Origin of the sequence: Enterobacter sp. NFIX58 (assembly GCF_900110475.1) — a bacterium.
GTDB classification, from domain to species: Bacteria; Pseudomonadota; Gammaproteobacteria; order Enterobacterales; family Enterobacteriaceae; genus Enterobacter; species Enterobacter quasiroggenkampii.
Window position 1 is genome coordinate 85,897 of the sequence record NZ_FODW01000003.1, and the last position, 24,465, is coordinate 110,361.

Consider the following 24,465-nt stretch of genomic DNA (forward strand, 5'->3'; position numbering starts at 1 on the left):
CAATAAATGTGTGGAAATTATGAAGTTTATGAAAACAAATATTGCAAAAATGGTTGCGAGTGTAAACAGAATGAATATCATAACGAGAATTATTATCAATCATGGAATGAGGTACATCTATGCGTGCTCTGCTCCGCGCCGCCGGTACAGACGTTGCAGCCCAGTGTTTTTTAAACGCCCTGTTGCGCGAAACGAAGGACTGGCGCTATCTCCCCGCTACCGATGCGGATGCGCTATCTGAGATCCATATCCCGCTTTCCCAAACCCAGGCGCTTCGGGTGCCGGTACGCTATTTCTCTCCCACCCAGCATCATCAGTACCGTTTCCCGGCAACGCTTATTCAGAGCAACAGCGACCGCAGTGACGCTGTCACATTCTCTCAACTGGTTGATTTAATTCTTGAAAAACCGTCCGTAAAAGGCTCGCTGGATGCCGATACGCTGGCGCGTTTTAAGCAGCGCGTTCTCGAAAGCCATGTCCATACCTGGCAGGCGATTGATTTACGCCACCGCTGGGCAACCCTGCGCGATAAGCCGCTGACGTTTGCCGACGCGGAACAGGCGCTGCTGGTCGGCCATGCGTTTCATCCGGCACCGAAGTCGCACGAGCCGTTCAACGAAACCGAGGCGCGTCGCTACCTGCCTGATTTCGCCTCCCGCTTCCCGCTGCGCTGGTTTGCCGTTGAGAGCACACTCGTTGCCGGCGACAGCCTGAACGTCTCCCTGCGTGAACGTCTGCTGCGCTTTGCGGCCCAGAGCGCGCCCGAGCTGCTCGGCCACTTCACCGACACCCGTTGGCTGCTGCCGATGCACCCGTGGCAGGCCGACTATCTGCTGGAGCAAGACTGGTGCCAGCGTCTGGCGGGAAACGGTTCACTGCAGGATCTGGGTGAAGCGGGCGCACAGTGGCTGCCCACCAGTTCCTCCCGCTCGCTGTACAGCGAGACCAACAGCGACATGATTAAGTTCTCCCTCAGCGTGCGCCTGACCAACTCCGTGCGCACGCTGTCGGTGAAAGAGGTGAAGCGCGGCATGCGCCTGGCGCGTCTGGCAAAAACGGAACGCTGGCAGGAATTACAGGCGCGCTACCCGACCATGCGCGTGATGCAGGAAGACGGCTGGGCGGGACTGCGCGATGACAGCGGCGTCATTCAGGAAGAGAGCCTGATGGCCCTGCGCGTTAATCTGCTGTTCGATACGCCAGCCACCCAGACCAACGTGCTGGTGAGCCTGACGCAGGCCGCGCCGGACGGCGGTGACAGCCTGCTCGCTGCGGCGGTGCGCCGTCTGAGCCAGCGTCTCGATTTACCGCTCGCTCAGGCCGCCCGCTGCTGGCTGGACGCCTACTGCGACCGCGTATTGCTTCCGCTGTTCAGCGCCGAGGCGGACTACGGTCTGGTCCTGCTGGCGCACCAGCAAAATATCCTCGTTGAGATGCAGCAGGATTTCCCGGTCGGGCTGATCTATCGCGACTGCCAGGGCAGCGCGTGGACCGAAGGCGCCGACGCGTGGCTGAAAGAGGCGGGCGAAACTGAGGTGGAAAACCGCTTCGGCGAGAGCCAGCTGCTGCGCTACTTCCCTTACTACCTGCTGCTGAACTCCACCCTTGCCGTCACCGCCTCCCTTGCCGCCGCCGGATTTGACAGCGAAGAGAGCCTGATGTCCCGGGTGCGCGACGCGCTGGCAGAACTGCGCCGCACGGCGAAGCAAACCCGCTGCCTCGACTACGTGCTCGACAGCCCGACCTGGAACTGCAAAGGCAACTTCTTCTGCTACCTGCACGATCGCAATGAAAACACCATCGCCGATCCGGCGGTGATCTATTTCGACTTTAGCAACCCGTTCTACAAGGAGAAGGCGTGATGGCTATCGCGAATATCGTCCATTCCGGCTACGGCTTTCACTGCACCGCAACGGATCGCCCCCTGCCGCTGGCGTTGGGTCTCGACGGCAGCGCGGTGCTGGAGCGTCTGAAGGGGATCCCGGACGGCTGGTTGATGGAAGCTCTGGATCAGCTGTTTGTGGCCGCCCCCGCGCTGACCGGCATTACGTTACCGTGGGCGGACTGGCAGGATGAACCCCAGGCGCAGGCGCTGTTTGGCCTGGCCCACGGTGATTATCTGGCGCGCAATGCCTTCTGGCAGTTGCCGCTGTGGCTGAAAGGCGAATGGCATCAGGCGAGCGGCGGAATGCAGTTTGACGAGAGCCGTCAGCTGTATTTCCCGCTGCGCCCTCACCGCCCGCAGGGCGAAGTGTATCGCCGTTACGATCCGCAAATTAAGCGCACCCTCAGCTTCCGCGTGGCCGACGTCGCGCTGGACGGCGAACGTTTTACCCGCTGGATGAACAACCCGCGCGTGAACGCCTTCTGGGAGATGGCGGGCCCGCAGGCCGAGCAGGAAAACTACCTGCGCCGTCAGCTCGACTCGACCTACTGCTACCCGGTTATCGGCTGCTTCGACGACCAGCCGTTCGGCTATTTTGAACTCTACTGGGCGGCGGAAGACCGTATTGGCCGCCACTACCGCTGGCAGCCGTTTGACCGCGGGCTACACATGCTGGTGGGCGAAGAAAACTGGCGCGGTGCGCAGTATATCCGCAGCTGGCTGCGCGGTCTGAGCCACTACCTGTATCTGGATGAACCGCGCACCACGCGGATTGTCGCCGAGCCGCGCTTCGATAACCAGCGCCTGTTCCGCCATCTGGACTCTGCCGGTTTCGACACGGTGAAAGAGTTCGACTTCCCGCATAAACGCTCGCGCCTCATTATGAGCCAGCGTCACCGCTTCTTCAGCGAGGTGGGCCTGTGAACGCGCTCTGGGAAAAAGTGAACCGCGAGATGGTGGCGAAGATCCTCGCCGAGCTGGAGTATGAACGCACCCTGCGCGCTGAGCCGCTTGCGTCTGACGCCTGGCGCATCACCATGGGCAACGAGTCCTGGCAGTTTTGCGCCACGCGCGGGATCTGGGGCTGGTTGCATATCGACCCGGATAGCCTGACCACCGCCAGCGGTGCCGCCGTGGAGGCGGAGCGCGCGCTGCTGCAGCTGGCGAAGGTGCTGGAGATGAGCGACGCGCAGACGGCGGAGCACATGGAAGATCTCTACGCCACGCTGCGCGGCGACATGCAGCTGCTGCAGGCGCGTGAAGCGCTGGACGCGGACGCGCTGATCCACCTCGATCCGGACGAATTACAGTGCCTGATGCGCGGTCACCCGAAGTTTATTTTCAACAAAGGCCGCCGCGGCTGGGGTCTGGACGCGCTGCGTCAGTACGCGCCTGAGTATCGCGGACGTTTTCGTCTGCACTGGGTTGCCGTTCAGCGGGAGCATCTGGTCTGGAGCAGCGACGCCGATTGCGATATCAGCGCCCTGCTGGCCAGCGCCATGGACAACGCCGAGCGCGCCCGCTTTGACACCCGCTGGCAGGCGCTGGGTCTCGACGACGGCTGGCTGCCCGTGCCGCTGCACCCGTGGCAGTGGCAGCAAAAAATTGCCATTCATTTCCTTGCGCAGCTGGCGCGCGGTGAAATGGTTGAGCTGGGCGAGTTTGGCGATGAGTACCTGGCCCAGCAGTCCCTGCGCACGCTCACCAACGCCAGCCGCCGCGCGCCGTATGACATCAAGCTGCCGCTGACCATCTATAACACCTCCTGCTATCGCGGTATTCCGGGCAAATACATTGCCGCCGGGCCGCTGGCCTCGCGCTGGCTGCAGCAGCAGTTCGCCAGCGACGCCACGCTTGCCCGCTCTGGCGCGCAGGTGCTGGGTGAGCCCGCTGCTGGATACCTGTCGCACCCGGGCTATGCGGCGCTGCCGAAAGCACCCTATCGCTATCAGGAGATGCTGGGCGTGATCTGGCGGGAAAACCCGTCCTGCTATCTGCAGGACGGCGAACAGGCGGTGCTCCTGGCTGCGCTAATGGAAACCGACAACGCCGGGCGTCCGCTCATCGACGCGTGGATCAACCGTTCCGGGTTAAGCCCTGACGCATGGCTGGAAAAACTGTTTGAGGCATCGGTGATCCCGTTCTATCACCTGCTCTGCCGCTACGGCGTGGCGCTGATCGCCCACGGCCAGAACGTGACGCTGGTGATGAAGGATTATGTCCCGCAGCGCATCCTGCTGAAGGATTTCCAGGGCGATATGCGCCTGGTGGATGAAGATTTCCCTCAGGCCCAGAGCCTGCCGGAACAGGTGAAGGCCGTCACGGCGCGCCTGAGCGCGGATTACATCATTCACGATCTGCAAACCGGCAACTTTGTGACGGTGCTGCGTTTTATCTCACGCCTCACGCTGCAAAGCGGCGTCAGCGAAACGCGTTTCTATCAGATCCTCGCCGGGGTTCTGCACCGCTATATGGCCGCGCACCCCGAGCTTGCCGATCGCTTCGCGAAGTTCGACCTGTTTAAGCCGCAGATTATTCGCGTGATCCTCAACCCGGTCAAACTGACCTTCTCCGAACACGACGGCGGCAGTCGCATGCTGCCGAACTACGTCACCGACCTTGATAACCCTCTTTTTCTGGCCTCCCGGGAGTCAGCGCAATGAAAACCTATGATTTCATCGGCATTGGTATCGGCCCGTTTAACCTCAGCATCGCCGCGCTGGCGGAAGGGCTGGACGGTTTTAGCTCGCTGTTTCTTGAGCGTAAACCTCACTTTTCCTGGCACCCGGGAATGATGGTGCCTGACTGCCACATGCAGACCAGCTTCCTGAAGGATCTGGTCAGCGCCGTGGAGCCGACCAACCGCCACAGCTTCCTGAACTACCTGGTGCAGCGCAAAAAGTTCTACCGCTTCCTGACCACCGAACAGCGCACCGTTTCGCGGGAAGAGTTTGCCGATTACCTGTGCTGGGCGGCGGACAACCTCACCAACCTGTCCTTTAGCCAGCAGGTGCAGCAGGTGAGCTTTGATGAGAAAAACGGCCTGTTTGAGGTGGTGACCCAGCGCGACCGCTTCCTGGCGCGCCACGTCTGCGTAGGGATCGGTAAGCAGATCAACCTGCCGGACTGCGTCACGACGCAGGACGATAGCTGCTTCCATGCCAGCGAGATGATGCTGCGCACGCCGGATCTCGCGGGCAAGCGCGTTACCATCGTCGGCGGCGGCCAGAGCGGTGCCGACCTGTTCCTGAATATTTTCCGTGGCGAATGGGGCCAGCCGCTGAGCCTGAACTGGGTCTCGCGCCGCAACAACTACAATGCGCTGGATGAAGCCGCCTTTGCTAACGAGTATTTCACGCCGGAGTACGTGGACAGCTTCTCCACGCTCGGTGAAGAGGCACGTCGGCAGATGCTACACGAGCAGAAGATGACCTCCGACGGCATCACCACCGAGTCACTGCTGGCGATTTACCGCGCCATGTACCATCGCTTCGAAGTACTGCGTGAAAAACCCTGGGCGCACCTGATGCCGTCCCGCTCGGTGACAGCCCTGACGCGCCTGGAAAACGGCCAGCGCCTGAGCATACAGCATCACCTTGACGGCGGCCGAGAGCAGCTGGAGAGCGACGTGACGATCTTTGCCACCGGCTATCGCGCCGTGCAGCCTGCGTTCCTGGCGCCGCTGTCTCACCGCCTGCATCTGGATACGGACGAAGCCTTCTGCATCAACAACGATTTCACCCTCAAATGGGACGGTCCGCAGAGCAACCGCCTGTTCGCCGTGAATGCCGGGATGCACCGTCTCGGCATTGCCGAACCCCAGCTCAGCCTGATGGCCTGGCGCGCGGCGCGCATTCTGAATCGCGCGCACGCTGACGAGCCGTTTGAGCTGGCTACCACGCCTGGCGTTATCCACTGGCGAAGCACCACCAGCCCGGAGAACAGTCAGGTTTTTAAATCATTAGCAAAAACCACCGAGTACTGACACACACAATCAGGGTCAACATAACAATGAAACGTTCTCATCTTTGGGTTTTAAATCCTTGCTTGCTTGCAATGCTTTCTACCTCTGCGTGGGCGGAAGAACAAAAGGAAGAAAATATCGTGGTCTCCGCCAGCCGCGCGCACCGCAGCGTGGCGGAGATGGCGCAGACCACCTGGGTCATTGAGCGGGCTGAAATTGAGCAGCAGGTTCAGGGCGGGAAAGAGATTAAAGAAGTGCTGGCACAGCTGATCCCGGGTATGGACGTCAGCAGCCAGGGGCGTACCAATTACGGCATGAACCTGCGCGGCCGCTCCATGATGGTGATGGTGGACGGCGTGCGCCTGAACTCGTCCCGCAGCGACAGCCGCCAGCTCGACTCTATCGATCCGTTCAACATTGACCGTATCGAAGTCATCTCCGGCGCCACGTCACTCTACGGCGGAGGCAGTACCGGCGGTCTGGTGAATATCGTTACCAAAAAGGGCCAGCCTGAGACCGAAGTCGAGTTCCAGACGGGTGCTAAAAGCGGGTTCAACAGCCACAACGACCATGATGAGAACGTATCGGCAGCGGTCAGCGGCGGCAACGATAACGCATCCGGTCGTCTGTCGGTGTCGTATCAGCGCTACGGCGGCTGGTATGATGGCAACGGCGACGAGGTGATCATTGATAACACCCAGACCGGCTTACAGTATTCCGACCGTATCGATGTGATGGGCACAGGCACCCTCAATATTGACGATCACCAGCAGCTGCAACTGACCACTCAGTACTATAAGAGCGAGTCCGACGGCAAGCATGGTCTGTATCTCGGGAAGAACTTCTCGGCGGTCACGGGGGATGCGACCGCGTACAACAAAGGTAACCTCGATTCTGACCGCGTGCCGGGTACCGAGCGCCATCTGATCAACCTGCAGTACTCCAATACCGATTTCTGGGGCCAGGATCTGGTCGCGCAGATTTACTATCGCGACGAGAGCCTGACCTACTATCCGTTCCCGACCCTGACCAAAGGCGTGGTCAGCAGCATCGGCGCGTCGCAGCAGAAAACCGATTTTTACGGCGGCAAGCTGACGCTGAACAGCAAGCCGGTGGACGATTTGACGCTGACCTGGGGTATGGATGCCGACCACGAAACCTTCGACGCCAACCAGCAGTTCTTTAACCTGAGCAAAGCTGCAGCGAGCGGCGGCATGGAGCTGGATAACGCCTACAACGTGGGCCGCTACCCGGGCTACAGCATCACCAACCTCGCCCCGTTCCTGCAGGCCAGCTACGATATTGACGCCATCACCCTGAGCGGCGGCGTGCGCTACCAGTACACCGAGAACAAGGTGGACGATTTTGTCGGTTACACCCAGCAGCAGGCCATCGCTACCGGGAAAGCCACCTCCGCCGACGCGGTGCCGGGTGGGAAAACCGATTACAACAACTTCCTGTTTAACGCCGGGATCCTTGGTCGCCTGACCGAACAGCAGCAGGTGTGGTTTAACTTCTCCCAGGGCTTCGAAATTCCGGACCTGGCGAAGTACTACGGCTCCGGGACCTATCAGCTCAGCAACGGTCACTATCGCCTGCTGAACAGCGTCAACGTGAACGACTCGAAGCTGGACGGTATCAAGGTCAACGCTTATGAGCTGGGCTGGCGCTACACCGGGGATAACCTGCGCACGCAGGTTGCGGCGTATTACTCGCTCTCGGATAAAACCATCACCATCAACAAGACGGACATGACCATCAACCTGGAAGACGACAAGCGTCGTATCTACGGGGTGGAAGGTCAGGTGGACTATTTCTTCACCAACAGCGACTGGAGCACGGGCGCGAACTTTAACGCCATTAAGTCTGAAACCCGCGAAAACGGGAAATGGGAGAAGCTGACGGTCGACAGCGCCAGCCCGTCAAAAGCCAGCGCGTGGGTCAACTGGGCGCCGGGCGACTGGACCCTGCGCGTGCAGAGCACGCAGACCTTTGACGTCTCCGACGCCGACGGCAAGAAGATCGATGGCTACAACACGGTCGACTTCCTGGGCAGCTACGCCCTGCCGGTGGGTAAAGTCAGCTTCAGCGTGGAAAACCTGCTGGACAAAGACTACACCACCGCCTGGGGCCAGCGCGCGCCGGGGCTGTATAGCCCAACCTACGGTGCACCAGGTCTGTATACCTACAAAGGCCGCGGGCGGACGTTTGGTCTGAACTACTCCGTTCTGTTCTAATCCTGCGCGCCGCCTGCGGGCGGCGCAATTTGCTGTGTAATTTCGAAGCAAATTTACTATAAAATCAGCGATTTGCTGAAATTGTCGGCAAACGAACGAAAAGTGCGTTTTCACCCTTTGACAAGGCGTAGTGAGGTCGCTACTATGCGCCTCGTTCACACGATTCCTCTGTAGTTCAGTCGGTAGAACGGCGGACTGTTAATCCGTATGTCACTGGTTCGAGTCCAGTCAGAGGAGCCAAATTTGAAAAGCCTGCTTTTGAAGCAGGCTTTTTGCTTTTCTGCGTCGGGTAAAATTGTCGGGTGGCTGCTTCGCCTTACCCGACCTACGGGACCGTAGGCCCGGTAAGCGCAGCGCCACCGGGCAATAAACCGCTGCTTTCATCAATTTACCTCTGTCTTATCTTTCGACTGGCGGAAGAACCCGTAACGCTCAGGGCAGCCGGGCAATCACCTTTATCTCAAACTGGAATCCGTACAGCCACGTCACGCCGATCCCTGTCAACGTAGGGTAAGGCGCTTCCCCCCAATATTCTGGCAGGATACTCCAGATAGCGTCGAGGTTTGACTCGGGGTCGACGACAAAGAGGGTCACGTCAACCACGTCACTGAACGTGCAGCCCGCAGCCGCGAGGACAGCATTAAGATTATCGAAGGCCAGCCTGACCTGCGTTTTCAGATCGGGCTCAGGCGAACCATCCTCGCGACTACCCACCTGCCCCGAAACGAACAAGAAACCGTTGGATTTGATGGCGGGTGAATACCGATTGCGCTCATAGAGCGCCTGCCGACCGGAGGGGAAAACTGCTTCGCGTGCTGTCATGTTTGTACCTTTGTAATGGGGCGAAATCTGCCCGGTGAACATACAGACACTTTACAGGTGCAGGTTCTGGCGGATAAACAAGCGACTTTGTCCATCATTGTTTGTAATATCCAAACAATCGGTGAAAAGAGAGGACAAGTGATGGATCGTTTCGATGCGATGCGCGCCTTTGCTCGCGTGGTGGAGGCAGGCAGTTTTACAAAGGCTGCCCAAACGCTTCATATGAGCAAAACTACAGTGACGCAGCTCATTCAGCAGCTGGAAGCGCGCCTGCGCGTCAAGCTGCTCCATCGCACCACCCGCAGGCTCGGCGTCACTCCCGATGGCGCGATCTACTACGAGCGCGTCATCCGCCTGTTGGCGGATATGGAAGATGCTGAAAACAGCCTGTCCAGCGCGACGATGACGCCCAGGGGACGCCTGCGGATAGATGTGCCCACTCCTCTCGCCCGCCTGGTGCTGGTGCCCGCGCTGCCGGCTTTTCACGCACGCTATCCTGATATTCAATTCGACCTGGGCGTGAGTGACCGGGTGGTGGATCTGATCGGCGACAACGTGGATTGCGTCCTGCGCGGTGGCGAAATCAACGACCAGTCCCTGATCGCACGTCATGTCGGTGATTTGCAAATCGGTGTTTACGTCGCACCGAGCTATGTGGAACGCCTTGGCTCCCCTGCGCATCCGCGTGAGCTGGAAAACACCGACCATCGCATAGTGGGATTCTTATCCTCACGCACCGGTAAGATTGATCCTCTGTTACTGCACAGCGAGAGTGAACATATTGAAATCAAGGGCAGCTACGTGCTTGCAGTGGATGATGGCAATGCTTACCTCGAAGCTGGGTTAGCGGGATTAGGCGTAATTGCGCTGCCGGTCTATATGGCAGAAGCGCATCAGGCTTGTGGTTCCTTGATTCGGCTGTTCGAACATTGGCGTATTAAGCCAATGCCCCTGTACCTGGCATTTCCGCCTAACCGCCATGTCAACGCCAGACTGCGCGTTTTTATTGATTGGATCGTTGAATTGATGCGGCAACATGTTCCTAATTCCAATAATAAGTCACTTACTCCCAGCCCCTGATTCGCTCATTAGGGTTGGTTACTTTCCACAGCACTCACCGCTCGCCGCCAGGCCGCCACCTCCTCATCCAGCCACGCCACAAAAAGCCCCACCTCCGGCTTCGCCTCCGTTAACTGCGCCGTCACCAGCCAGTAAGGCCAGGGATACGGTGCGGTGACAGAGGTTAGCTGGACCAGTTCACCTCGGGTGATGGCATCCTGAACCAGAGAGCGGCGCTCCAGCGCGATGCCTTCTCCAAGCCGGACGGCTTCGATAATTAAATTCGAGTCGTTAACGCATAAACCGCCAGGCACGATCTCTTTCTCAAGACCCGCATTCATGCACCATGCTTTCCACGACTCCATGGAGAAAATAATATGACTCTTTGCAATCTCCGCTGGCGTAGCGGGCAGCACGCCCCCGTTATAGCCCGGTGCGGCCACCACAATAAGCTCATCGGAAAAAAGATAATGGCTTTCACTCTCTTCCCAGTTTCCCTGCCCCATCCGTATCGCGATATCTATCCCTTCCTGCTGCAGGCTGGTGACCGTCAGGCTGGCCTGGATCCGCAGGGTAATAAGCGGATATTTCGCCCGAAAACGAGCCAGACGCGGTAATAACCAGTGGCATCCAAATGACGGCACCATCGCCAGCGTCAACTCCTGCTTTCTCGGCTTCACCTGTACGAGTCGGGTAGCATCCGCGATGTGGTTCAACGCTTCGCGTACCTGTAAGGCATAGAGCCGCCCTTCTTCGTTGATCTGCACTCCTCGCCCCTGACGGATAAACAGCTTTACGCCCACCATCTCCTCCAGCGTTTTGATCTGCTGGCTGATAGCGGAATGGGTAACGTGGAGTTCTTTCGCCGCCAGCGTCACGCTGCCAAGACGGGCGACGGCTTCAAAGCTTCGCAAACTGGCAATGGGTGGAAAATCCGACATGAAAGCACTTCCTTATCTGCGCTGGATATACAGCGGCAACCTGATCATATGTCAGTAATACTAACCCTTACGGTAAGATACTGAAGATATTCACCATGCAAATTGTATTGTAATGTCGGGTCATCCTTTTCAATGACGCGTTCTTTCACAGAGACAGGAAAACGGGAAAGATGATTAAGCTTGTTGGCATGATGGATTCACCTTATGTACGGCGCGTGGCGATCTCCCTTGAGCTTTATGGCGTTGAGTTTGAAAGCCAGCCGCTGTCAGTCTTTAGCACCTTCGACGCGTTCTCCCGGATCAACCCCGCGGTAAAAGCCCCGACGCTGGTTCTGGATAACGGAATACATCTGATGGATTCCTCGCTGATACTGAATTATTTTGAGGCTCAGGCCGCCCCTGAGCGCAGACTCCTGCCCGTCGATCCAGATGCGCTGGCAAACGATCTCCAGACGCTGGGCTTTATCCTCGCCGCTGCGGAGAAAGCCGTGCAAAATGTTTATGAACACAACCTGCGCCCGGTTGAGAAGCAGCATGATACATGGGTCGAACGCATTACAACCCAACTGCTGGCGGCCTGCAGGGAATGGAATAGATTACTGCAGGCGCGTCCGGTCACCACAGTGCCCAATCAGGTGGCCATTACCGGCACGGTTGTCTGGACGTTTATGCTGTCGATGATCCCGCACATCGTTAGTGCAGCGGAGTTTAGCGCGATCCAATCGCTTGCCGAATCATTCGAATCACAGGCGGTCTTTAGAAAATACCCATTCAGCTAAGTGGCGAGCCCGGTAAGCACTCGCCACCGGGCAAAACCGCACCTAAATCTGATAATCAATCGCCACTTCTTCCGGCTCCATCACCTGACGTTTAATCTCATCCACCGACAGCCCGGCGTTGCAGAGCTCGATAAAGCGCCACACATAGTTACGTTGCAGCTGTCCACGCTTCAGGCCAAGCCATACGGTGTTGGCGTCAAACAGATGACGCGTGTCAAGACGCACCAGGTTCCCATCTTCGCGTTCCCCACTGGACTGTTCCGCCACCAGGCCAATGCCCAGCCCCAGTTCGACGTAGGTTTTGATCACGTCAGAATCCTGCGCGCTCAGCACGATGTCCGGCGTTAACCCTTTGCGGTTGAAGGCTTCATCAATACGCGAGCGTCCGGTGATCCCCTGGCGGTAGGTAATGAGTGGCCATTTCGCAATGTCTTCCAGCGTCAGGGGAGAAACCTGATTCAGCGGATGATCGACCGGAAGTAATAAGCTGTGGTACCAGCGGAACCAGGGGAAAGCCACCAGCAGCGGATCGTTGCTCAGGCGTTCGCTGGCAATGCCGATATCCGCCCCACCGTTTTGCAGCAGCACTTCAATTTCCTGCGGCGTGCCCTGGATAAGCTCCAGACGGACGTCAGGGAAAAGTTCGCGGAACGCTTTAATCACCGGCGGCAGGCTGTAGCGCGCCTGGGTGTGGGTGGTGGCAATGGTGAGCACGCCCGAGGCGTCATTGGTGAAGAGATCCGCCAGGCGACGCACGTTGCTGGCCTCGTTGAGGATCCGCTCAGCGATGGTGAGCAAAGCCTTACCCGGCTCCGTCATGCCGAGCAGCCGCTTGCCGCGACGGATAAAGATCTCTATGCCCAGTTCCTCTTCCAGCTCGCGGATATGGCGGCTGACGCCGGACTGAGAGGTATAAAGCATATTGGCGACCTCGGTCAGGTTGTAGTCCCGCCTGGCCGCCTCACGGATAATTTTAAGTTGCTGGAAATTCACGATTCACTCCGGCGCATCTGACATAGCTCTATTGTTAGAGTCAGCCGAGCTGCAGAACAAATAATAAAAACCAGCATCTTATGCTTTTATGGAATATCAGCTCACGAGCTGGAGTTCACGGTTCTCAAGCGATGGCTTGCTGACCAGCGACATCAAAATCTCTTTTACCGCCTGCGCCTGTGGCGACAGCGAACCGCGTGCGGACATGTTCAGCGACAGCGGCAGGCTCATGGAAGGCGTGGTTATCCGCGCCATCCAGCCGTTTGCCGCACTGCACAGCGAGCGTGCTGCGGATTCCGGCAGAACGGTCACCCCCATGCCGCTGGCAATGGCTGCGGTCAGCGTGGAGATCGAGTCGATTTCGCCGATGATTTTGGCCGTCAGGCGGCGCAGGGAAAATGCTTCGTCCACGCGCACGCGCACGGCGCTGTAGTCGCGCGGCAGATAGAGGTTCATTTCCGCCACGGCGGTAAGGTCGACGCTCTGGCCCGGGCAGTCGCGGGTGCCCACGAGGTAGAGATCTTCTTTCAGCAGCGGCTGGCTGGTGATCCCGGCAACCGGGGAGCGATCGTAAAGGACCGCCATGTCCAGCTGGCCACTGAGCAGTTTATCATTCAGGACAGAACCGCTGTTTTCGTGCAGATAGACCAGCACTTCAGGCAGCTCAGCGCGGACGGCCTGCAGCAGCGGCATGGTTATGGACGATGCCGCCGTTCCCGGCGCCAGCCCGATGGACACGTGCCCGCTCAGGGTCTGGCCCACGTTATTCACCGCCAGCTGCGCCTGTTCACACTGGCGAAGAATGGTGCGCGCATGGGTATACAGGATCTTACCGGCTTCCGTTGGCGTGACGCCGCGTTTGGTGCGGATCAACAGCTGCTGATCCATCTCGCCTTCCAGAGTAGCCACCTGCTGGCTCAGCGCAGGCTGCGCGATATGCAGCACTTCTGCCGCTTGAGTCAGGCTGCCGATATCGACGATTTTTACGAAGTATTTCAGTCGTCTTAAGTTCATTTTGCCCCCTGTTCGAAATGCTGTGCCGGAACCGGCTGTCGTTGTTGAACAGGTTTTGCAATATGAATGCCACTTTTACCAGGCGGTCTGAATTGGGCGCTAAACGCCTGAAAATAAGGAAACCTAATCATGGAGGGGGGTTTTATTACCGAAACAGCAGTTTATGATCTGCCCCATTTGAGGTATACCCGCACCAAAGCGGTGCATTCCGCTGTCAAAAACATCACTTTGCCGATTTTGTCAGCAAACGATCAAAAGGCGGCGATCCACCCTTTGACAAGGTGAACGCAGGTCGATAATATGCGCCCCGTTCACACGATTCCTCTGTAGTTCAGTCGGTAGAACGGCGGACTGTTAATCCGTATGTCACTGGTTCGAGTCCAGTCAGAGGAGCCAAATTTGAAAAGCCTGCTTTTAAAGCAGGCTTTTTGCTTTTCTGCGTCGGGTAAAATTGTCGGGTGGCGGCTTCGCCTTACCCGACCTACTGGACTGTAGGCCCGGTAAGCGCAGCGCCACCGGGCAACACAGCCTCAATAAGCAAGCTTCACCGGCATCCCTGACCGCCGGTCCAGTTCGGCTCCCGCCCCCTCGTTTATCAACTGCGTCCGCTGCGCGGCTGACATTGGCAGAGGCACTTTTCGGGTCGATTCAAACTCCGCGCGATTACGTGATAATGGCTCGTGAACCTCCACCCAGCGGCTGCCGTCCGGTTCCGTGGTGACTTTAACGGGCCGATCGATAAGCTGTACGCGGGTTCCAACGGGGACATTATCGAAAAGGTATTTGATGTCGTTATTGCGCAGACGAATACAGCCCTGGCTCACCCGCAGTCCGATGCCGAAATTCGAGTTTGTGCCGTGTATGGCATACAGCCTGCCAATATAGATCGCATACAGCCCCATCGGGTTATCCGGTCCGGCGGGCACGAAGGCAGGCAGCGTTTTTCCCTCTGCCGCATAGGCACGGCGCGTATTCGGCGTCGGAGACCAGGTTGGCCCCACCTGCTTACGTTCAACCGCCGTTACCCAGTTACGCGGGGTTTCGCGCCCGGCCTGACCGATGCCGATGGGCAGCACTTCAACGGTATTGCTGCCAGGTGGATAATAGTAAAGACGCATTTCCGCCACGTTAACGACAATCCCCTCGCGGACGGTGTCGGGCAAAATCAGCTGCTGGGGAATCACCAGCCGGGTGCCGGATTTGGGCAAGAAAGGATCCACCCCCGGATTCGCTTCCAGCATATTGCTTAGCCCCTGCCCGTACTGCGCGGCAAAGGCCTCAAGCGGTAACGTATTGCGCTCGGGAACGGTGATGATAATCGGGGTTCCCACCAGACGACTGCCTTCCGGCGGTAAGGGATAGGTTACGGCAAACGCGCCGGGTACAGCGGCACACAGCGTAAGGACGAACCAGGTAAATCGCATCATAATTTCCTGTGCTCAAAAAAGAGAAAGCCTCGACTCAGGCAGGCTTTCTCAGTTTACGCTATTACGCCTCGGTTTTGCGCCATCTGCGCGTCAGCATTTTTTCCGCCTCGACAATAAGGAACATCACAAAACCAATCAGGAAGGTGATGACCCAGTAGCGGAACGGCAGTGCTTCGGTGCCAAACAGCATCTGCATGAACGGTGCGTAAATGATAAGAAGTTGTAGCGCCAGCAGTACACCGCTCACGATCCAAATCCCTTTATTCGCCAGCAGGCCTTTGCTCAGCGAGAAGCCGTCATTAACGCGGCAGTTAAGCATGTAAAACCACTGCGCGGTCACCAGGGTTTGCAGCAGCACGGTGCGGATAAATTCCGCCGAGTAACCGCGCGGCTGTAGCCAGGCTTCCAACACGAAAGCGCTGATGGCAATCATCAGACCGACAAACACCACGCGCCAGATGGCATAGCCGTCCATCACATGCAGATTCGCCTTACGCGGTGGCCGGTTCATGATGTCCTTCTCACCCGCTTCAAACGCCAGGCCAAACGACAGCGTTGCCGACGTCGCCATGTTCATCCACAGGATCAGGACCGGCGTCAGCGGGATCAGGTTCCCCGCCAGCAGCGCGATGATGATTAGCAGGGCCTGCGCAATGTTGCTCGGGATAACGAAGAGAATCGTTTTTTTCAGGTTATCGTAAACACGACGCCCCTCGTGCACCGCACTGGCAATGGTGGCAAAGTTGTCATCCGTTAACACCATGTCGGCGGCTTCCTTGGTGACCTCTGTCCCCTTAATCCCCATGGCGATACCCACATCCGCCCGCTTGAGCGCCGGGGCATCATTTACGCCATCCCCGGTCATGCCCACCACTTCCTGTTTACTTTGCAGGGCCTGCACGAGGCGGAATTTATCCTCCGGGCTGGTTCGGGCGAAAATATCGTACTGCTGCGCGGCGTCGCTCAGCTGACGGTCGTCCATCGCCTCCAGCTCGCGTCCGGTGATAGCGCTTGCAGCGTTACCAATCCCCAGCATTTGCCCAATGCTCATGGCCGTTTGCGGGTGGTCGCCGGTGATCATTTTCACGCGAATCCCTGCCTGCAGACAGTCGGCGATTGCAGTAATGGCCTCCGGACGCGGCGGATCCATCATTCCCGCAATACCCAGCAGGATCACGCCATCACGCAGGTCCGGGTGATCCAGCTCGCACTGTCCCTCGCGGGCAGGTTTCCAGGCCGCAGCCACCATACGCAACCCTTCCCGGGCATACTCTTCGATCTTGCCTTCCCAGTAAGGTTGATCGAACGGCTGCAGTCCGTCATTCGTCTGCTGGTGCTGGCAGAGGCGGAACAGGACGTCCGGCGCGCCGGTGATTAAAATCGCCTCTTCTTCACCCAGCCGGTAGAGCGTGGACATGTATTTATACTGCGAATCAAACGGGATTTTACTGCGCATTTCCGTATCAAGCGCTGGGAGCGGGATTTTTGCCGCCAGCACCTTCAGGGCGCCCTCGGTCGGCCCCCCGGTGATTTTCCACAGCCCCTGCTCGTCTTTGATCAGCTGGCTGTCATTACAGAGGTCAATGGTGCGCAGGTAGCGTTCCAGCAGGGAACCCTGCGTCACGCTGACGGGCGTCGGGTCATCTACGGGGTGAATATTCCCCACCGGTTCGTAGCTGTCGCCCTCCACGCGATAGGTCGTGTCAGCGGTAATCACCGCTTTGACCGTCATTTCATTCATCGTCAGGGTGCCGGTTTTATCCGAGCAGATGACCGTCATTGCGCCCAGGGTTTCCACCGTGGGCAACTTACGAATGATGGCCTTGCGACGCGCCATGGCCTGTACGCCAAGCGAAAGGATGATGGAAATGATGGCCGGCAGGCCTTCCGGCACGGCGGCAACGGCGAGGCTGATAAGCGACAGCACCAGTTCAGAAACCGGCATATCCCGGAACAAGAGGCTGAAAACAAACAGCGCCACCATCATGACCAGGATAGTAATGAAGATGGTTTTACCGAGCTTATCCATCTGCACCATCAGCGGCGTGCGGTGCTTTTCAATGTCGGACATCATCTGATTGATGTGGCCAAGCTCGGTCTCGCTCCCGGTTGCCACCACCACGCCTTTACCGCCGCCGGAGCTAACGGTGGTGCCTGAGTAAAGCAGGTTATACCGGTCACCTAAAGGCAGTTCCCCGCTTAACGCATCGCTGTTTTTTTCAACAACGGTGGATTCGCCGGTCAGGATGGCCTCCTCCACGCGAAGGTTATGCGCTTCAATCACACGCAGGTCCGCAGGAATACGATCCCCGGCGCGGATCACCACGATATCACCCGGGACCAGCGACGTGGTGGGGATCGTTTCATGATTCCCCTGTCGTACCACCACGGCTTCGCTGGAGAGCATATTGCGAATACTCTGCAACGATTTTTCAGCATTGCTCTCCTGGATATGGCCAATCAGCGCGTTAATGATGGCAACCCCCAGGATCACGAACATATCTACCCAGTGGCCCATAAAGAGCTTAAGCAACGCGGCCACCAGCAGAACGTAAATCAATACATCGTTAAAATGCGCCAGGAAGCGCAGCCAGGCGGGTTTGCCCTTTTTTTGCGGCAAAGCATTCTCACCATGCTGCTGAAGTCGGGCTGATGCCTCAGTGCCGCTAAGTCCTTCCAGAGTGGAGTGGATATTCGACAGGGTTTCGTCAACGGTTTGTTGATAATATGGACGTTCAGATTTTCCTGTTTTCATCGTTCCTTCCTCAGGTTCTATTCAGAAATCACCTTGCTTTCATGTAATTAACGAATAACGAAAACAGGAACATGGGCGTAACGGACAATACTTGCCGCCTCCGATCCTAACAAATGGGTTTGAATATTTGGATTTCGAGAGCCAACAATAATCGCGCCAGCAGCAAGTTCATCCGCCAGCTTAATAACCTCATCACGAACATTTCCGCTACGAACATGGAGATGAACCCGCTCTTCTGGCAGATTCAATTTTTTGACCAGGTCAGACAGTTTTTCTTTCGAATTATTAATCATATATTCATCCATCTTGCGCGCATCTGAAATAAAACCGCGCGTCAGTTCGGCTGAAAATTTGGGCATGACGTGCAGCAAATGAATGTCACCCGATGCGCTTTGCGCCAGAAACTGTGCATGTTGCAACGCTTTATCCGCCAGGCTTGTCTCGTAGACGTCCACCGGAACGAGAATGTTTTTATACATATCGAGCATCCTTTTTATAACCAACATGAGAGTGAATGAAGCATAAAAACGCATTAAATGCAGGGGGTTGCCCTTAATGCCAGTTACGGTAAAAAGAGATGAATAATATTAAACGTAGCACAGGAATATCAGGTTTAGCGCTTCCCCACTGCTAATGGTTATTTAACATTTATCTTTTCGCCGACTATGCTCATAGTTAGCCACCGCGTCCGGCTCATGGAGGAATGTATGTATGGTATAAGCCTGATCCGACTGGGTATGTTTATTGCGCTTGCCATTATCGCCAGCACGGCGATTGGTTTATTTACCTATATGGTCGTCACTGTTCTGGCAGAATAGTGTCACCCCTGTCCAGGTTATGGAATAAATAAAACAGTTATTTATTAGGGGAATACAGTGAACCGCTACCTCTCTCTTTTACCGTTCGTTTTGTTAACGCTCACAGCGTGCGACCCGAAACCCAAAGACGTCTCCCCCCTGCCCAGGATGGTAAAAGTAGCGGAGGTGACGGTTCCCGGTAACGCCCAGCAGCGCGTTTTTCCCGCCCGCATTGAATCGGGCGATGCCACAGACCTTTCCTTCAAGCGCGCAGGTCAAATTGAAGCGCTCGATGTGCGTCAGGGCGCAGTCATCAAGCAGGGTCAACAGCTTGCAAGATTGAATGCCCGTGAAGCCCAGCAGCGGGTTAATGACAGACAAACGGCGGCGACGCTGGCCCAGAGGCAATTCGATCGCTTCCAGACGCTGGCGGGCCGCCAGGCGATTTCGAAAGCCGAAATGGACGTGCAGCGTGCGAACCGCGATTCGGCGAATGCAGCGCTACAGATCGCCCGAGAAGAGTTGAATCAAATGACGCTTGTCGCCCCCTTCAGCGGGACGGCGGCCAGCGTACATGTCCGAAACCATCAGGTAGTGTCTGCCGGTCAGCCCATCGCGACGTTAACCCGCACCGATCTGCTTGACGTGGTGTTCAGCATCCCTGAAAACCTGTTTAAGACCTTTGATATTCGCAACGCGCAGTATCGCCCGGTAGTGAGAATTAACGCCATTCCGGATCGGGAATTTACCGCCGTTTATAAAGAACACTCGGGCAGCAGCGACAGTAATACCCTGACCTGGCAGGTAATACTCACCATGCCGCGGCCAGATGATTTTCCCGCCGTCGGTGGCGTAAGCGGTACGGTGACCATTAATTTAACCAACCTCCCGGCTGGCACGGGCACTCAGGCGCTGGTCGTACCGGTTGAGGCAGTCTTTAACCCGGACAACAGCCCGCGCAATGAGCCGCACGTCTGGGTTGTGGCAGGAGAAGGCGACACGCTCCATCTTGAAGACCGCAAGGTCAGCGTGGGGCAAGTGATTACCGAAGGCGTGGTGATCACCAGCGGGCTTAAGGCGGGTGAGCGCGTCGTAGCCGCAGGCGTTGGGGAGCTGCATGCTAACCAGCCGGTGCGTATCTGGACGCGTGAACGGGGACTGTAATGGATATCTCTCGTCAATTTATTAATAACCCTGTTCGCGTCTGGCTAACGATTCTGCTGCTGGGCATCGGGGGTATTTTCGCGCTGTTGAATATCGGCAGGCTGGAAGATCCCGCCTTTACCATCAAAACCGCAGTGGTGGTCACCCACTACCCCGGCGCATCCGCTCAGCAGGTCGAAGAAGAGGTGACGCTGCCGCTGGAGAATGCCCTTCAGCAGCTGCCTTATCTGGACAACGTGAGCTCCATCTCTTCAAACGGTTTGTCGCAAATCACCGTTAACATCGCGTCACGCTATCACTCAAACGAACTGCCGCAGATTTGGGATGAACTGCGCCGCCGCGTGGGCGACGCCTCGCGTCAGTTCCCGCCCGGCGTCGTCACGCCCTTTGTGAATGACGATTTCGGCGACGTGTTCGGCTTCTTCTTCGCCATTTCCGGGGATGAATTCAGTAATCCTGAACTGGTGAGATACGCGGAGCAGCTGCGCCGCGAGTTGATTCTGGTCCCCGGGGTCGCGAAGGTTGCCATCGGTGGAGCGATTAGCCAACAGGTCAATATCGATATTTCCCTGACCAAAATGGCCGCGCGCGGCATTACGCTGAACCAGCTTTCCGCCCTGCTCAGCAGGCTTAACGTCGTTTCCAGCGCAGGAGAAATCACCTCCGGCAGCGAATCCATTCGTCTGCACCCGACCGGTGAGTTCGAGAATCTGGATGAACTGGCGGATCTCATCATCACGCCTTCCGGCACGGGGGCGGCGACGCGTCTGCGGGATATCGCCACGCTGTCGCGCGGGCTGAACGAATCGCCAGCCAGTATCTACCATGCCAACGGCAAAAAAGCCGTCACCATGGGCATCTCGTTTATTCCCGGCGTGAACGTGATCGACGTGGGCCACGCGCTGGAGGCGAAGCTAAACCAGATGTCGGCGGAAAAACCGGCAGGCATACAGATAGATCTGTTTTACGATCAGGCAGCCGAAGTGGGCCACTCTGTTAACGGTTTTATTATTAACTTCCTGATGGCGCTGGCGATTGTCATCGGCGTGCTGCTGATCTTTATGGGCGTACGCAGCGGGATCATCATCGCGTTTTCCCTCGCGCTTAACGTGCTGGGCACGCTGCTGATTATGTATCTCTGGGGCATTGAGCTACAGCGCATCTCGCTTGGGGCGCTGATTATCGCCCTTAGCATGCTGGTGGATAACGCCATCGTCATTGTCGAAGGGGTGTTGATTGCCCGACAGCAGGGCGCCCCGCTATTAACCGCCGTTAACACGATCATCCGTCGCTCCGCCCTGCCGCTGCTGGGGGCGACGGTGATCGCTATCCTTGCGTTTGCGCCAATCGGGCTGTCGCAGGACTCCACCGGGGAATACTGTAAATCCCTCTTCCAGGTGCTGCTGATTTCCCTGATGCTGAGCTGGTTCTCGGCGCTCACCCTCACCCCGGTGATGATTAAGTGGTGGTTGTTTAAAAACGACAGCGCGCCGGAGACCACTGACGAGTCAGATCCTTACGACAAACGTCTCTACCGCCTCTATCAGCGCCTGCTTAACACGCTGCTGCACCATAAGGCACCGACGCTGGTAGTGATGGCCGCCCTGCTGGCCGCGTCTGTCTGGGGGTTTGGCGCGGTGCGGCAAAACTTTTTCCCGTCGTCCAATACGCCGATTTTCTTTGTCGACCTGTGGTTACCCTACGGGACCGATATCAAATGGACCGAGAAAATGACCGGTGATATTGAGAAAACCATCAAGGACCAGCCCGGCGTGGAAACCACCGTCTCCACCATCGGTCAGGGGAGCATGCGGTTTATTCTGACCTACAGCGGACAGCGGCAGTACAGCAACTATGCGCAGATCATGGTGCGCATGGATGACCAGCGTAACATTTCCCCCTTGACCCGCCACGTTGACGAGTACATCGCGCGAAACTACCCGCAGGTGAACGCCAGCACGAAACGGGTGATGTTTGGCCCTTCCGGCGACAGCGCCATTGAAGTGCGTATTAAAGGCCCGGATCCTGACAGGCTGCGTCTGATTGCCAGCCAGGTGGACGATATTCTGGCGCGCGATCCGGCTACGGGGAGCGTCCGAAACGACTGGCAAAACCGCAGCAAAGTGATCCGCCCGCAGTACGTTGCCGAGCTGGGACGCGAGCTTGGCGTGGATAAACAGGATGTCGACAACGCACTGGAGATGAATTTCTCCGGCAGCCGGGCGGGGTTGTATCGGGAAGGCAGCGACCTGCTGCCCGTGGTGGTGAGGCCCCCGGAAAGCGAAAGGCTGGATGCCAGCCACCTGAACAACGTGCTGGTGTGGAGCCAGGCGCGGCAGCAGTATATCCCGCTGAGTAACGTCGTCAGTCGCTTCTCTCTGGAGTGGGAAGATCCGCTCATTCTTCGACGCGACCGCTCGCGGGTACTGACGGTTCAGACGGACCCTGACCCGCTGACCCAGCAAACCTCCGGCGATATTCTCGCCCGCGTGAAGCCGCAGGTTGATGCCCTTCCCCTGCCACACGGCTACAGCATCGAGTGGGGGGGCGATGCGGAAAACTCCAGTGAAGCGCAGCAAGGGCTGTTCACAACGCTGCCTCTCGGGTATTTGGTGATGTTTGTCATTACGGTGCTGATGTTCAGCTCGGTAAAAAATGCCGTCGCAATCTGGCTGACCGTACCGCTGGCGTTGATTGGCGTCACACCAGGATTTTTAATTACCGGCATTCCCTTTGGCTTTATGGCGCTGATTGGTCTGCTGAGCCTGAGCGGAATGCTCATCCGCAACGGCATCGTGCTGGTGGAAGAGATCGAACAGCAGAAAACGCAAAAGGATCAGCACAGTGCGATCGTTTATGCCGCCACCTCGCGCCTGCGCCCTATCCTGCTCACCGCGTTCACGACCGTACTTGGCCTGGCTCCGCTACTGCTGGATGTTTTCTTCCAGAGCATGGCCGTTGTGATTATGTTTGGACTGGGGTTTGCTACAATCCTGACGCTACTGGTACTCCCCGTGATCTATGCGTGTTTCCATCGTAAGGACGAAGCCAAACAACAATGAATGCGACAGGGCTGAACATTATCAAGACGCTGGGCTGCATGACGGCGGTTACCTTCTTCACCATCTACAATACCTGGGATCATTATGATTATGACTATCACTGGATCCTGGGGTTTTTAACCTTTATCTCGACGATCGCTACACCGCTGTTTTTTGTGGTGTCGGGCTATCTCGACGGACAATCCCGGCACGGCACGCGCTGGCAGCTGGGAAAAATTAAAAGTCTTGTGATTGTTTTTCTGTTCTGGATAACGATCTACTACCTGTGGGAGCCTTATCAGCGCGGGTATTTAATCCAGCCCTGGTTCGTGTTCGCCTTTGTCGTGATTTACACCTTCCACCCGGCGGTAGAGTGGCTTAGCCAGCGGAGATCGCTGTTCTGCGGCGCGATTGCTGCCCTGCTGTTCTTTTCCTACGGATACGATCTGTTATCGGCGCTTTATCCTGAAACGCACGCCCTTTCTCTTTCACCGCAGTATCGGCTGTGGACGTGGCTGCTGTTTTATCTGACGGGGCAACTCTTCTGCGATCCTAAAATCGCCGAGTGGATAAGCCGCAAAAATGTAGTCCGGGCGGCGGTTATCGCCATCCCGTTTATCTATCTCTTCACCTGGTTTTACGAGCGCCACTTCTTTTTTGCCCTGTTTAAGGCCGACAGAAACGCCTTTATCCTCACCGGCTCGCAGATCTACATCCTGATTATTGCCCTGGTGATTGCGGCGAACGGCGTGCGCTTTCGCCGCAATGCTGAATTTAAGGAGTCCATGCTGGCCGCCATCAGCAAAACGATGACAGGCGTATATATTGTGCACTACTCGGTGTTTCATCTGCTGACGGCGCTGATACCGGTGACGTCACTCGGTATGAAGCTGGCGTTGATTGTACTTACGTTCGTCACCTCTGTTCTCTTCTCCATGCTGGTATTGTCTAACGCCGTGGCAAAAAAGGTGATCACCCTTTAAAAGCCTAAGCGCAGCCAGGCAAAGAGCACGTTGCCGTTGTTATAAGTCCCGGGAATATAGGTGAACTGGACGGTAACGCGCTGATAGCTGGCCGAAAAAAGCGGGAAGATGAACGGTAGCGGGACATAGTTCGCAAAATCATCTCGCGCCGTGATGCCTGCGGCGGCACCGAGCCCAAGGCGGAAATCTCTGGCATTATCCAGATACCAGCCCTTCTCCCAGCCATAGCCCATCGCGGGCTGCCATTCGTTGTGCGAGTCCTTGAACATCATCGCGAAAAGCGCGCTCCAGTTACCCTCTTCGTTATAGCGGGAAACGCCCAGCCCGCCTCCCCACGGCATTTCGTTGTACTTGTCGGTTTTTTCTTTGTCGTACATAAAGCGAGCGTGCCAGCTCAGAAACGGCAGGTACAGATCGTAACGCTGAGGCTGCGCCCAGGTTTGCGAAATGTCTTCCGTCAACGCATTCCACCAGCCGCTGATGCGTTGCTCGCCATAGACGTTGGGCTCCGCCTGAAGCGGTGCGACGAATAAAAACAGAATCATCCAGAATGCCGAAAAGGTGCGTTGCATCGTTATTCCCTCAGCTTAACTCACGCGGCGGT

Annotated in this window: 18 protein-coding genes and 2 tRNA genes; 12 read left to right on the forward strand and 8 right to left on the reverse strand. The window is 57.1% G+C overall.

What is annotated here, in order from left to right:
* The first annotated feature begins 119 nt into the window (after positions 1-119).
* The 6 genes from BMW97_RS13840 to BMW97_RS13865 all read left to right on the forward strand — a co-directional run bounded on the left by BMW97_RS13840 (position 120) and on the right by BMW97_RS13865 (position 8,326).
* Positions 120-1,862 carry an IucA/IucC family protein gene (locus BMW97_RS13840; RefSeq protein ID WP_045908137.1) on the forward strand — a complete coding sequence of 581 codons (1,743 nt, stop codon included), beginning with the start codon at positions 120-122 and terminating at the stop codon, positions 1,860-1,862.
* Complete coding sequence (locus BMW97_RS13845) at positions 1,862-2,809, forward strand: GNAT family N-acetyltransferase (protein WP_045908136.1); 948 nt, start codon at positions 1,862-1,864, stop codon at positions 2,807-2,809. The genes BMW97_RS13840 and BMW97_RS13845 overlap by 1 nt, the downstream gene beginning before the upstream one ends.
* The gene (gene iucC / locus BMW97_RS13850; protein WP_045908135.1) at positions 2,806-4,548 is read left to right on the forward strand and encodes an IucA/IucC family protein; all 1,743 of its coding nucleotides are present in this window, start codon (positions 2,806-2,808) and stop codon (positions 4,546-4,548) included. The genes BMW97_RS13845 and iucC overlap by 4 nt, the downstream gene beginning before the upstream one ends.
* Positions 4,545-5,870 (forward strand): lysine N(6)-hydroxylase/L-ornithine N(5)-oxygenase family protein, encoded by a 1,326-nt coding sequence (locus BMW97_RS13855; protein ID WP_045908134.1) that lies wholly within the window; start codon positions 4,545-4,547, stop codon positions 5,868-5,870. The genes iucC and BMW97_RS13855 overlap by 4 nt, the downstream gene beginning before the upstream one ends.
* A gap of 26 nt (positions 5,871-5,896) precedes the next feature.
* A complete protein-coding gene (locus tag BMW97_RS13860; protein WP_045908133.1) occupies positions 5,897-8,086 on the forward strand; it encodes a TonB-dependent siderophore receptor in 2,190 nt (729 codons plus the stop codon).
* 164 nt (positions 8,087-8,250) lie between these two features.
* Positions 8,251-8,326: transfer RNA gene (locus BMW97_RS13865), tRNA-Asn, on the forward strand.
* A gap of 192 nt (positions 8,327-8,518) precedes the next feature.
* Here the strand turns inward: BMW97_RS13865 and BMW97_RS13870 are convergent.
* Positions 8,519-8,908, reverse strand: coding sequence for a RidA family protein (locus tag BMW97_RS13870; protein WP_045908132.1), 390 nt, complete (start codon positions 8,906-8,908; stop codon positions 8,519-8,521).
* A 141-nt stretch (positions 8,909-9,049) separates the two neighbouring features.
* Between BMW97_RS13870 and BMW97_RS13875 the strand changes: the two genes are divergently transcribed.
* Positions 9,050-9,988, forward strand: coding sequence for a LysR family transcriptional regulator (locus tag BMW97_RS13875; RefSeq protein WP_045908131.1), 939 nt, complete (start codon positions 9,050-9,052; stop codon positions 9,986-9,988).
* Positions 9,989-9,996: 8 nt separating this feature from the next.
* Here the strand turns inward: BMW97_RS13875 and BMW97_RS13880 are convergent, their stop codons facing one another.
* On the reverse strand, positions 9,997-10,908 hold the full coding sequence (locus tag BMW97_RS13880) for a LysR substrate-binding domain-containing protein (protein ID WP_045908130.1): 912 nt from the start codon (positions 10,906-10,908) through the stop codon (positions 9,997-9,999).
* A gap of 170 nt (positions 10,909-11,078) precedes the next feature.
* Here BMW97_RS13880 and BMW97_RS13885 point away from each other — a divergent pair, with 170 nt between their 5' ends.
* Positions 11,079-11,687 (forward strand): glutathione S-transferase family protein, encoded by a 609-nt coding sequence (locus tag BMW97_RS13885; protein WP_045908129.1) that lies wholly within the window; start codon positions 11,079-11,081, stop codon positions 11,685-11,687.
* Between the two features lie 42 nt (positions 11,688-11,729).
* Here the strand turns inward: BMW97_RS13885 and cbl are convergent, their stop codons facing one another.
* The gene (gene cbl, locus BMW97_RS13890) at positions 11,730-12,680 is read right to left on the reverse strand and encodes an HTH-type transcriptional regulator Cbl (RefSeq protein ID WP_028013741.1); all 951 of its coding nucleotides are present in this window, start codon (positions 12,678-12,680) and stop codon (positions 11,730-11,732) included.
* Positions 12,681-12,776: 96 nt separating this feature from the next.
* Positions 12,777-13,694 carry a nitrogen assimilation transcriptional regulator NAC gene (gene nac, locus BMW97_RS13895; protein WP_045908128.1) on the reverse strand — a complete coding sequence of 306 codons (918 nt, stop codon included), beginning with the start codon at positions 13,692-13,694 and terminating at the stop codon, positions 12,777-12,779.
* 320 nt (positions 13,695-14,014) lie between these two features.
* Between nac and BMW97_RS13900 the strand changes: the two genes are divergently transcribed.
* Positions 14,015-14,090: transfer RNA gene (locus BMW97_RS13900), tRNA-Asn, on the forward strand.
* Positions 14,091-14,224: 134 nt separating this feature from the next.
* Here BMW97_RS13900 and ldtA read toward each other — a convergent pair.
* From ldtA to BMW97_RS13915, 3 genes are all read right to left on the reverse strand, one after another.
* Positions 14,225-15,121 (reverse strand): L,D-transpeptidase, encoded by an 897-nt coding sequence (gene ldtA / locus BMW97_RS13905; protein ID WP_045908127.1) that lies wholly within the window; start codon positions 15,119-15,121, stop codon positions 14,225-14,227.
* Positions 15,122-15,182: 61 nt separating this feature from the next.
* A complete protein-coding gene (locus tag BMW97_RS13910) occupies positions 15,183-17,876 on the reverse strand; it encodes a cation-transporting P-type ATPase (RefSeq protein ID WP_045908126.1) in 2,694 nt (897 codons plus the stop codon).
* Positions 17,877-17,923: 47 nt separating this feature from the next.
* Entirely contained in the window at positions 17,924-18,355 is a 432-nt protein-coding gene (locus BMW97_RS13915) for a universal stress protein (protein ID WP_028019628.1), read from the reverse strand.
* 396 nt (positions 18,356-18,751) lie between these two features.
* Here BMW97_RS13915 and BMW97_RS13920 point away from each other — a divergent pair, with 396 nt between their 5' ends.
* The 3 genes from BMW97_RS13920 to BMW97_RS13930 are packed head-to-tail and all read left to right on the forward strand — an operon-like array spanning position 18,752 to position 23,861.
* On the forward strand, positions 18,752-19,837 hold the full coding sequence (locus BMW97_RS13920; RefSeq protein WP_048223940.1) for an efflux RND transporter periplasmic adaptor subunit: 1,086 nt from the start codon (positions 18,752-18,754) through the stop codon (positions 19,835-19,837).
* Positions 19,837-22,899 carry an efflux RND transporter permease subunit gene (locus BMW97_RS13925; protein WP_045908124.1) on the forward strand — a complete coding sequence of 1,021 codons (3,063 nt, stop codon included), beginning with the start codon at positions 19,837-19,839 and terminating at the stop codon, positions 22,897-22,899. The genes BMW97_RS13920 and BMW97_RS13925 overlap by 1 nt, the downstream gene beginning before the upstream one ends.
* Positions 22,896-23,861: an acyltransferase gene (locus BMW97_RS13930; RefSeq protein ID WP_045908123.1), complete on the forward strand. Its 966-nt coding sequence runs from the start codon at positions 22,896-22,898 to the stop codon at positions 23,859-23,861. The genes BMW97_RS13925 and BMW97_RS13930 overlap by 4 nt, the downstream gene beginning before the upstream one ends.
* On the opposite strand, the gene pagP is transcribed toward BMW97_RS13930, so the two are convergent.
* Positions 23,858-24,433: a lipid IV(A) palmitoyltransferase PagP gene (pagP, locus tag BMW97_RS13935; protein WP_045908122.1), complete on the reverse strand. Its 576-nt coding sequence runs from the start codon at positions 24,431-24,433 to the stop codon at positions 23,858-23,860. The genes BMW97_RS13930 and pagP overlap by 4 nt on opposite strands.
* Positions 24,434-24,465 lie beyond the last annotated feature (32 nt).

What these genes read in the sequence shown, in the direction of transcription:
- BMW97_RS13845 (WP_045908136.1), top strand. Translation starts at nt 1,862, where the DNA reads ATGGCTATCGCGAATATCGTCCATTCCGGCTACGGCTTTCACTGCACC.
- BMW97_RS13840 (WP_045908137.1), top strand. Translation starts at nt 120, where the DNA reads ATGCGTGCTCTGCTCCGCGCCGCCGGTACAGACGTTGCAGCCCAGTGT.
- pagP (WP_045908122.1), bottom strand. Translation starts at nt 24,433, where the DNA reads ATGCAACGCACCTTTTCGGCATTCTGGATGATTCTGTTTTTATTCGTC.
- BMW97_RS13930 (WP_045908123.1), top strand. Translation starts at nt 22,896, where the DNA reads ATGAATGCGACAGGGCTGAACATTATCAAGACGCTGGGCTGCATGACG.
- BMW97_RS13855 (WP_045908134.1), top strand. Translation starts at nt 4,545, where the DNA reads ATGAAAACCTATGATTTCATCGGCATTGGTATCGGCCCGTTTAACCTC.
- BMW97_RS13915 (WP_028019628.1), bottom strand. Translation starts at nt 18,355, where the DNA reads ATGTATAAAAACATTCTCGTTCCGGTGGACGTCTACGAGACAAGCCTG.
- nac (WP_045908128.1), bottom strand. Translation starts at nt 13,694, where the DNA reads ATGAACTTAAGACGACTGAAATACTTCGTAAAAATCGTCGATATCGGC.
- BMW97_RS13860 (WP_045908133.1), top strand. Translation starts at nt 5,897, where the DNA reads ATGAAACGTTCTCATCTTTGGGTTTTAAATCCTTGCTTGCTTGCAATG.
- BMW97_RS13885 (WP_045908129.1), top strand. Translation starts at nt 11,079, where the DNA reads ATGATTAAGCTTGTTGGCATGATGGATTCACCTTATGTACGGCGCGTG.
- BMW97_RS13925 (WP_045908124.1), top strand. Translation starts at nt 19,837, where the DNA reads ATGGATATCTCTCGTCAATTTATTAATAACCCTGTTCGCGTCTGGCTA.
- BMW97_RS13880 (WP_045908130.1), bottom strand. Translation starts at nt 10,908, where the DNA reads ATGTCGGATTTTCCACCCATTGCCAGTTTGCGAAGCTTTGAAGCCGTC.
- BMW97_RS13910 (WP_045908126.1), bottom strand. Translation starts at nt 17,876, where the DNA reads ATGAAAACAGGAAAATCTGAACGTCCATATTATCAACAAACCGTTGAC.
- BMW97_RS13875 (WP_045908131.1), top strand. Translation starts at nt 9,050, where the DNA reads ATGGATCGTTTCGATGCGATGCGCGCCTTTGCTCGCGTGGTGGAGGCA.
- BMW97_RS13870 (WP_045908132.1), bottom strand. Translation starts at nt 8,908, where the DNA reads ATGACAGCACGCGAAGCAGTTTTCCCCTCCGGTCGGCAGGCGCTCTAT.
- ldtA (WP_045908127.1), bottom strand. Translation starts at nt 15,121, where the DNA reads ATGATGCGATTTACCTGGTTCGTCCTTACGCTGTGTGCCGCTGTACCC.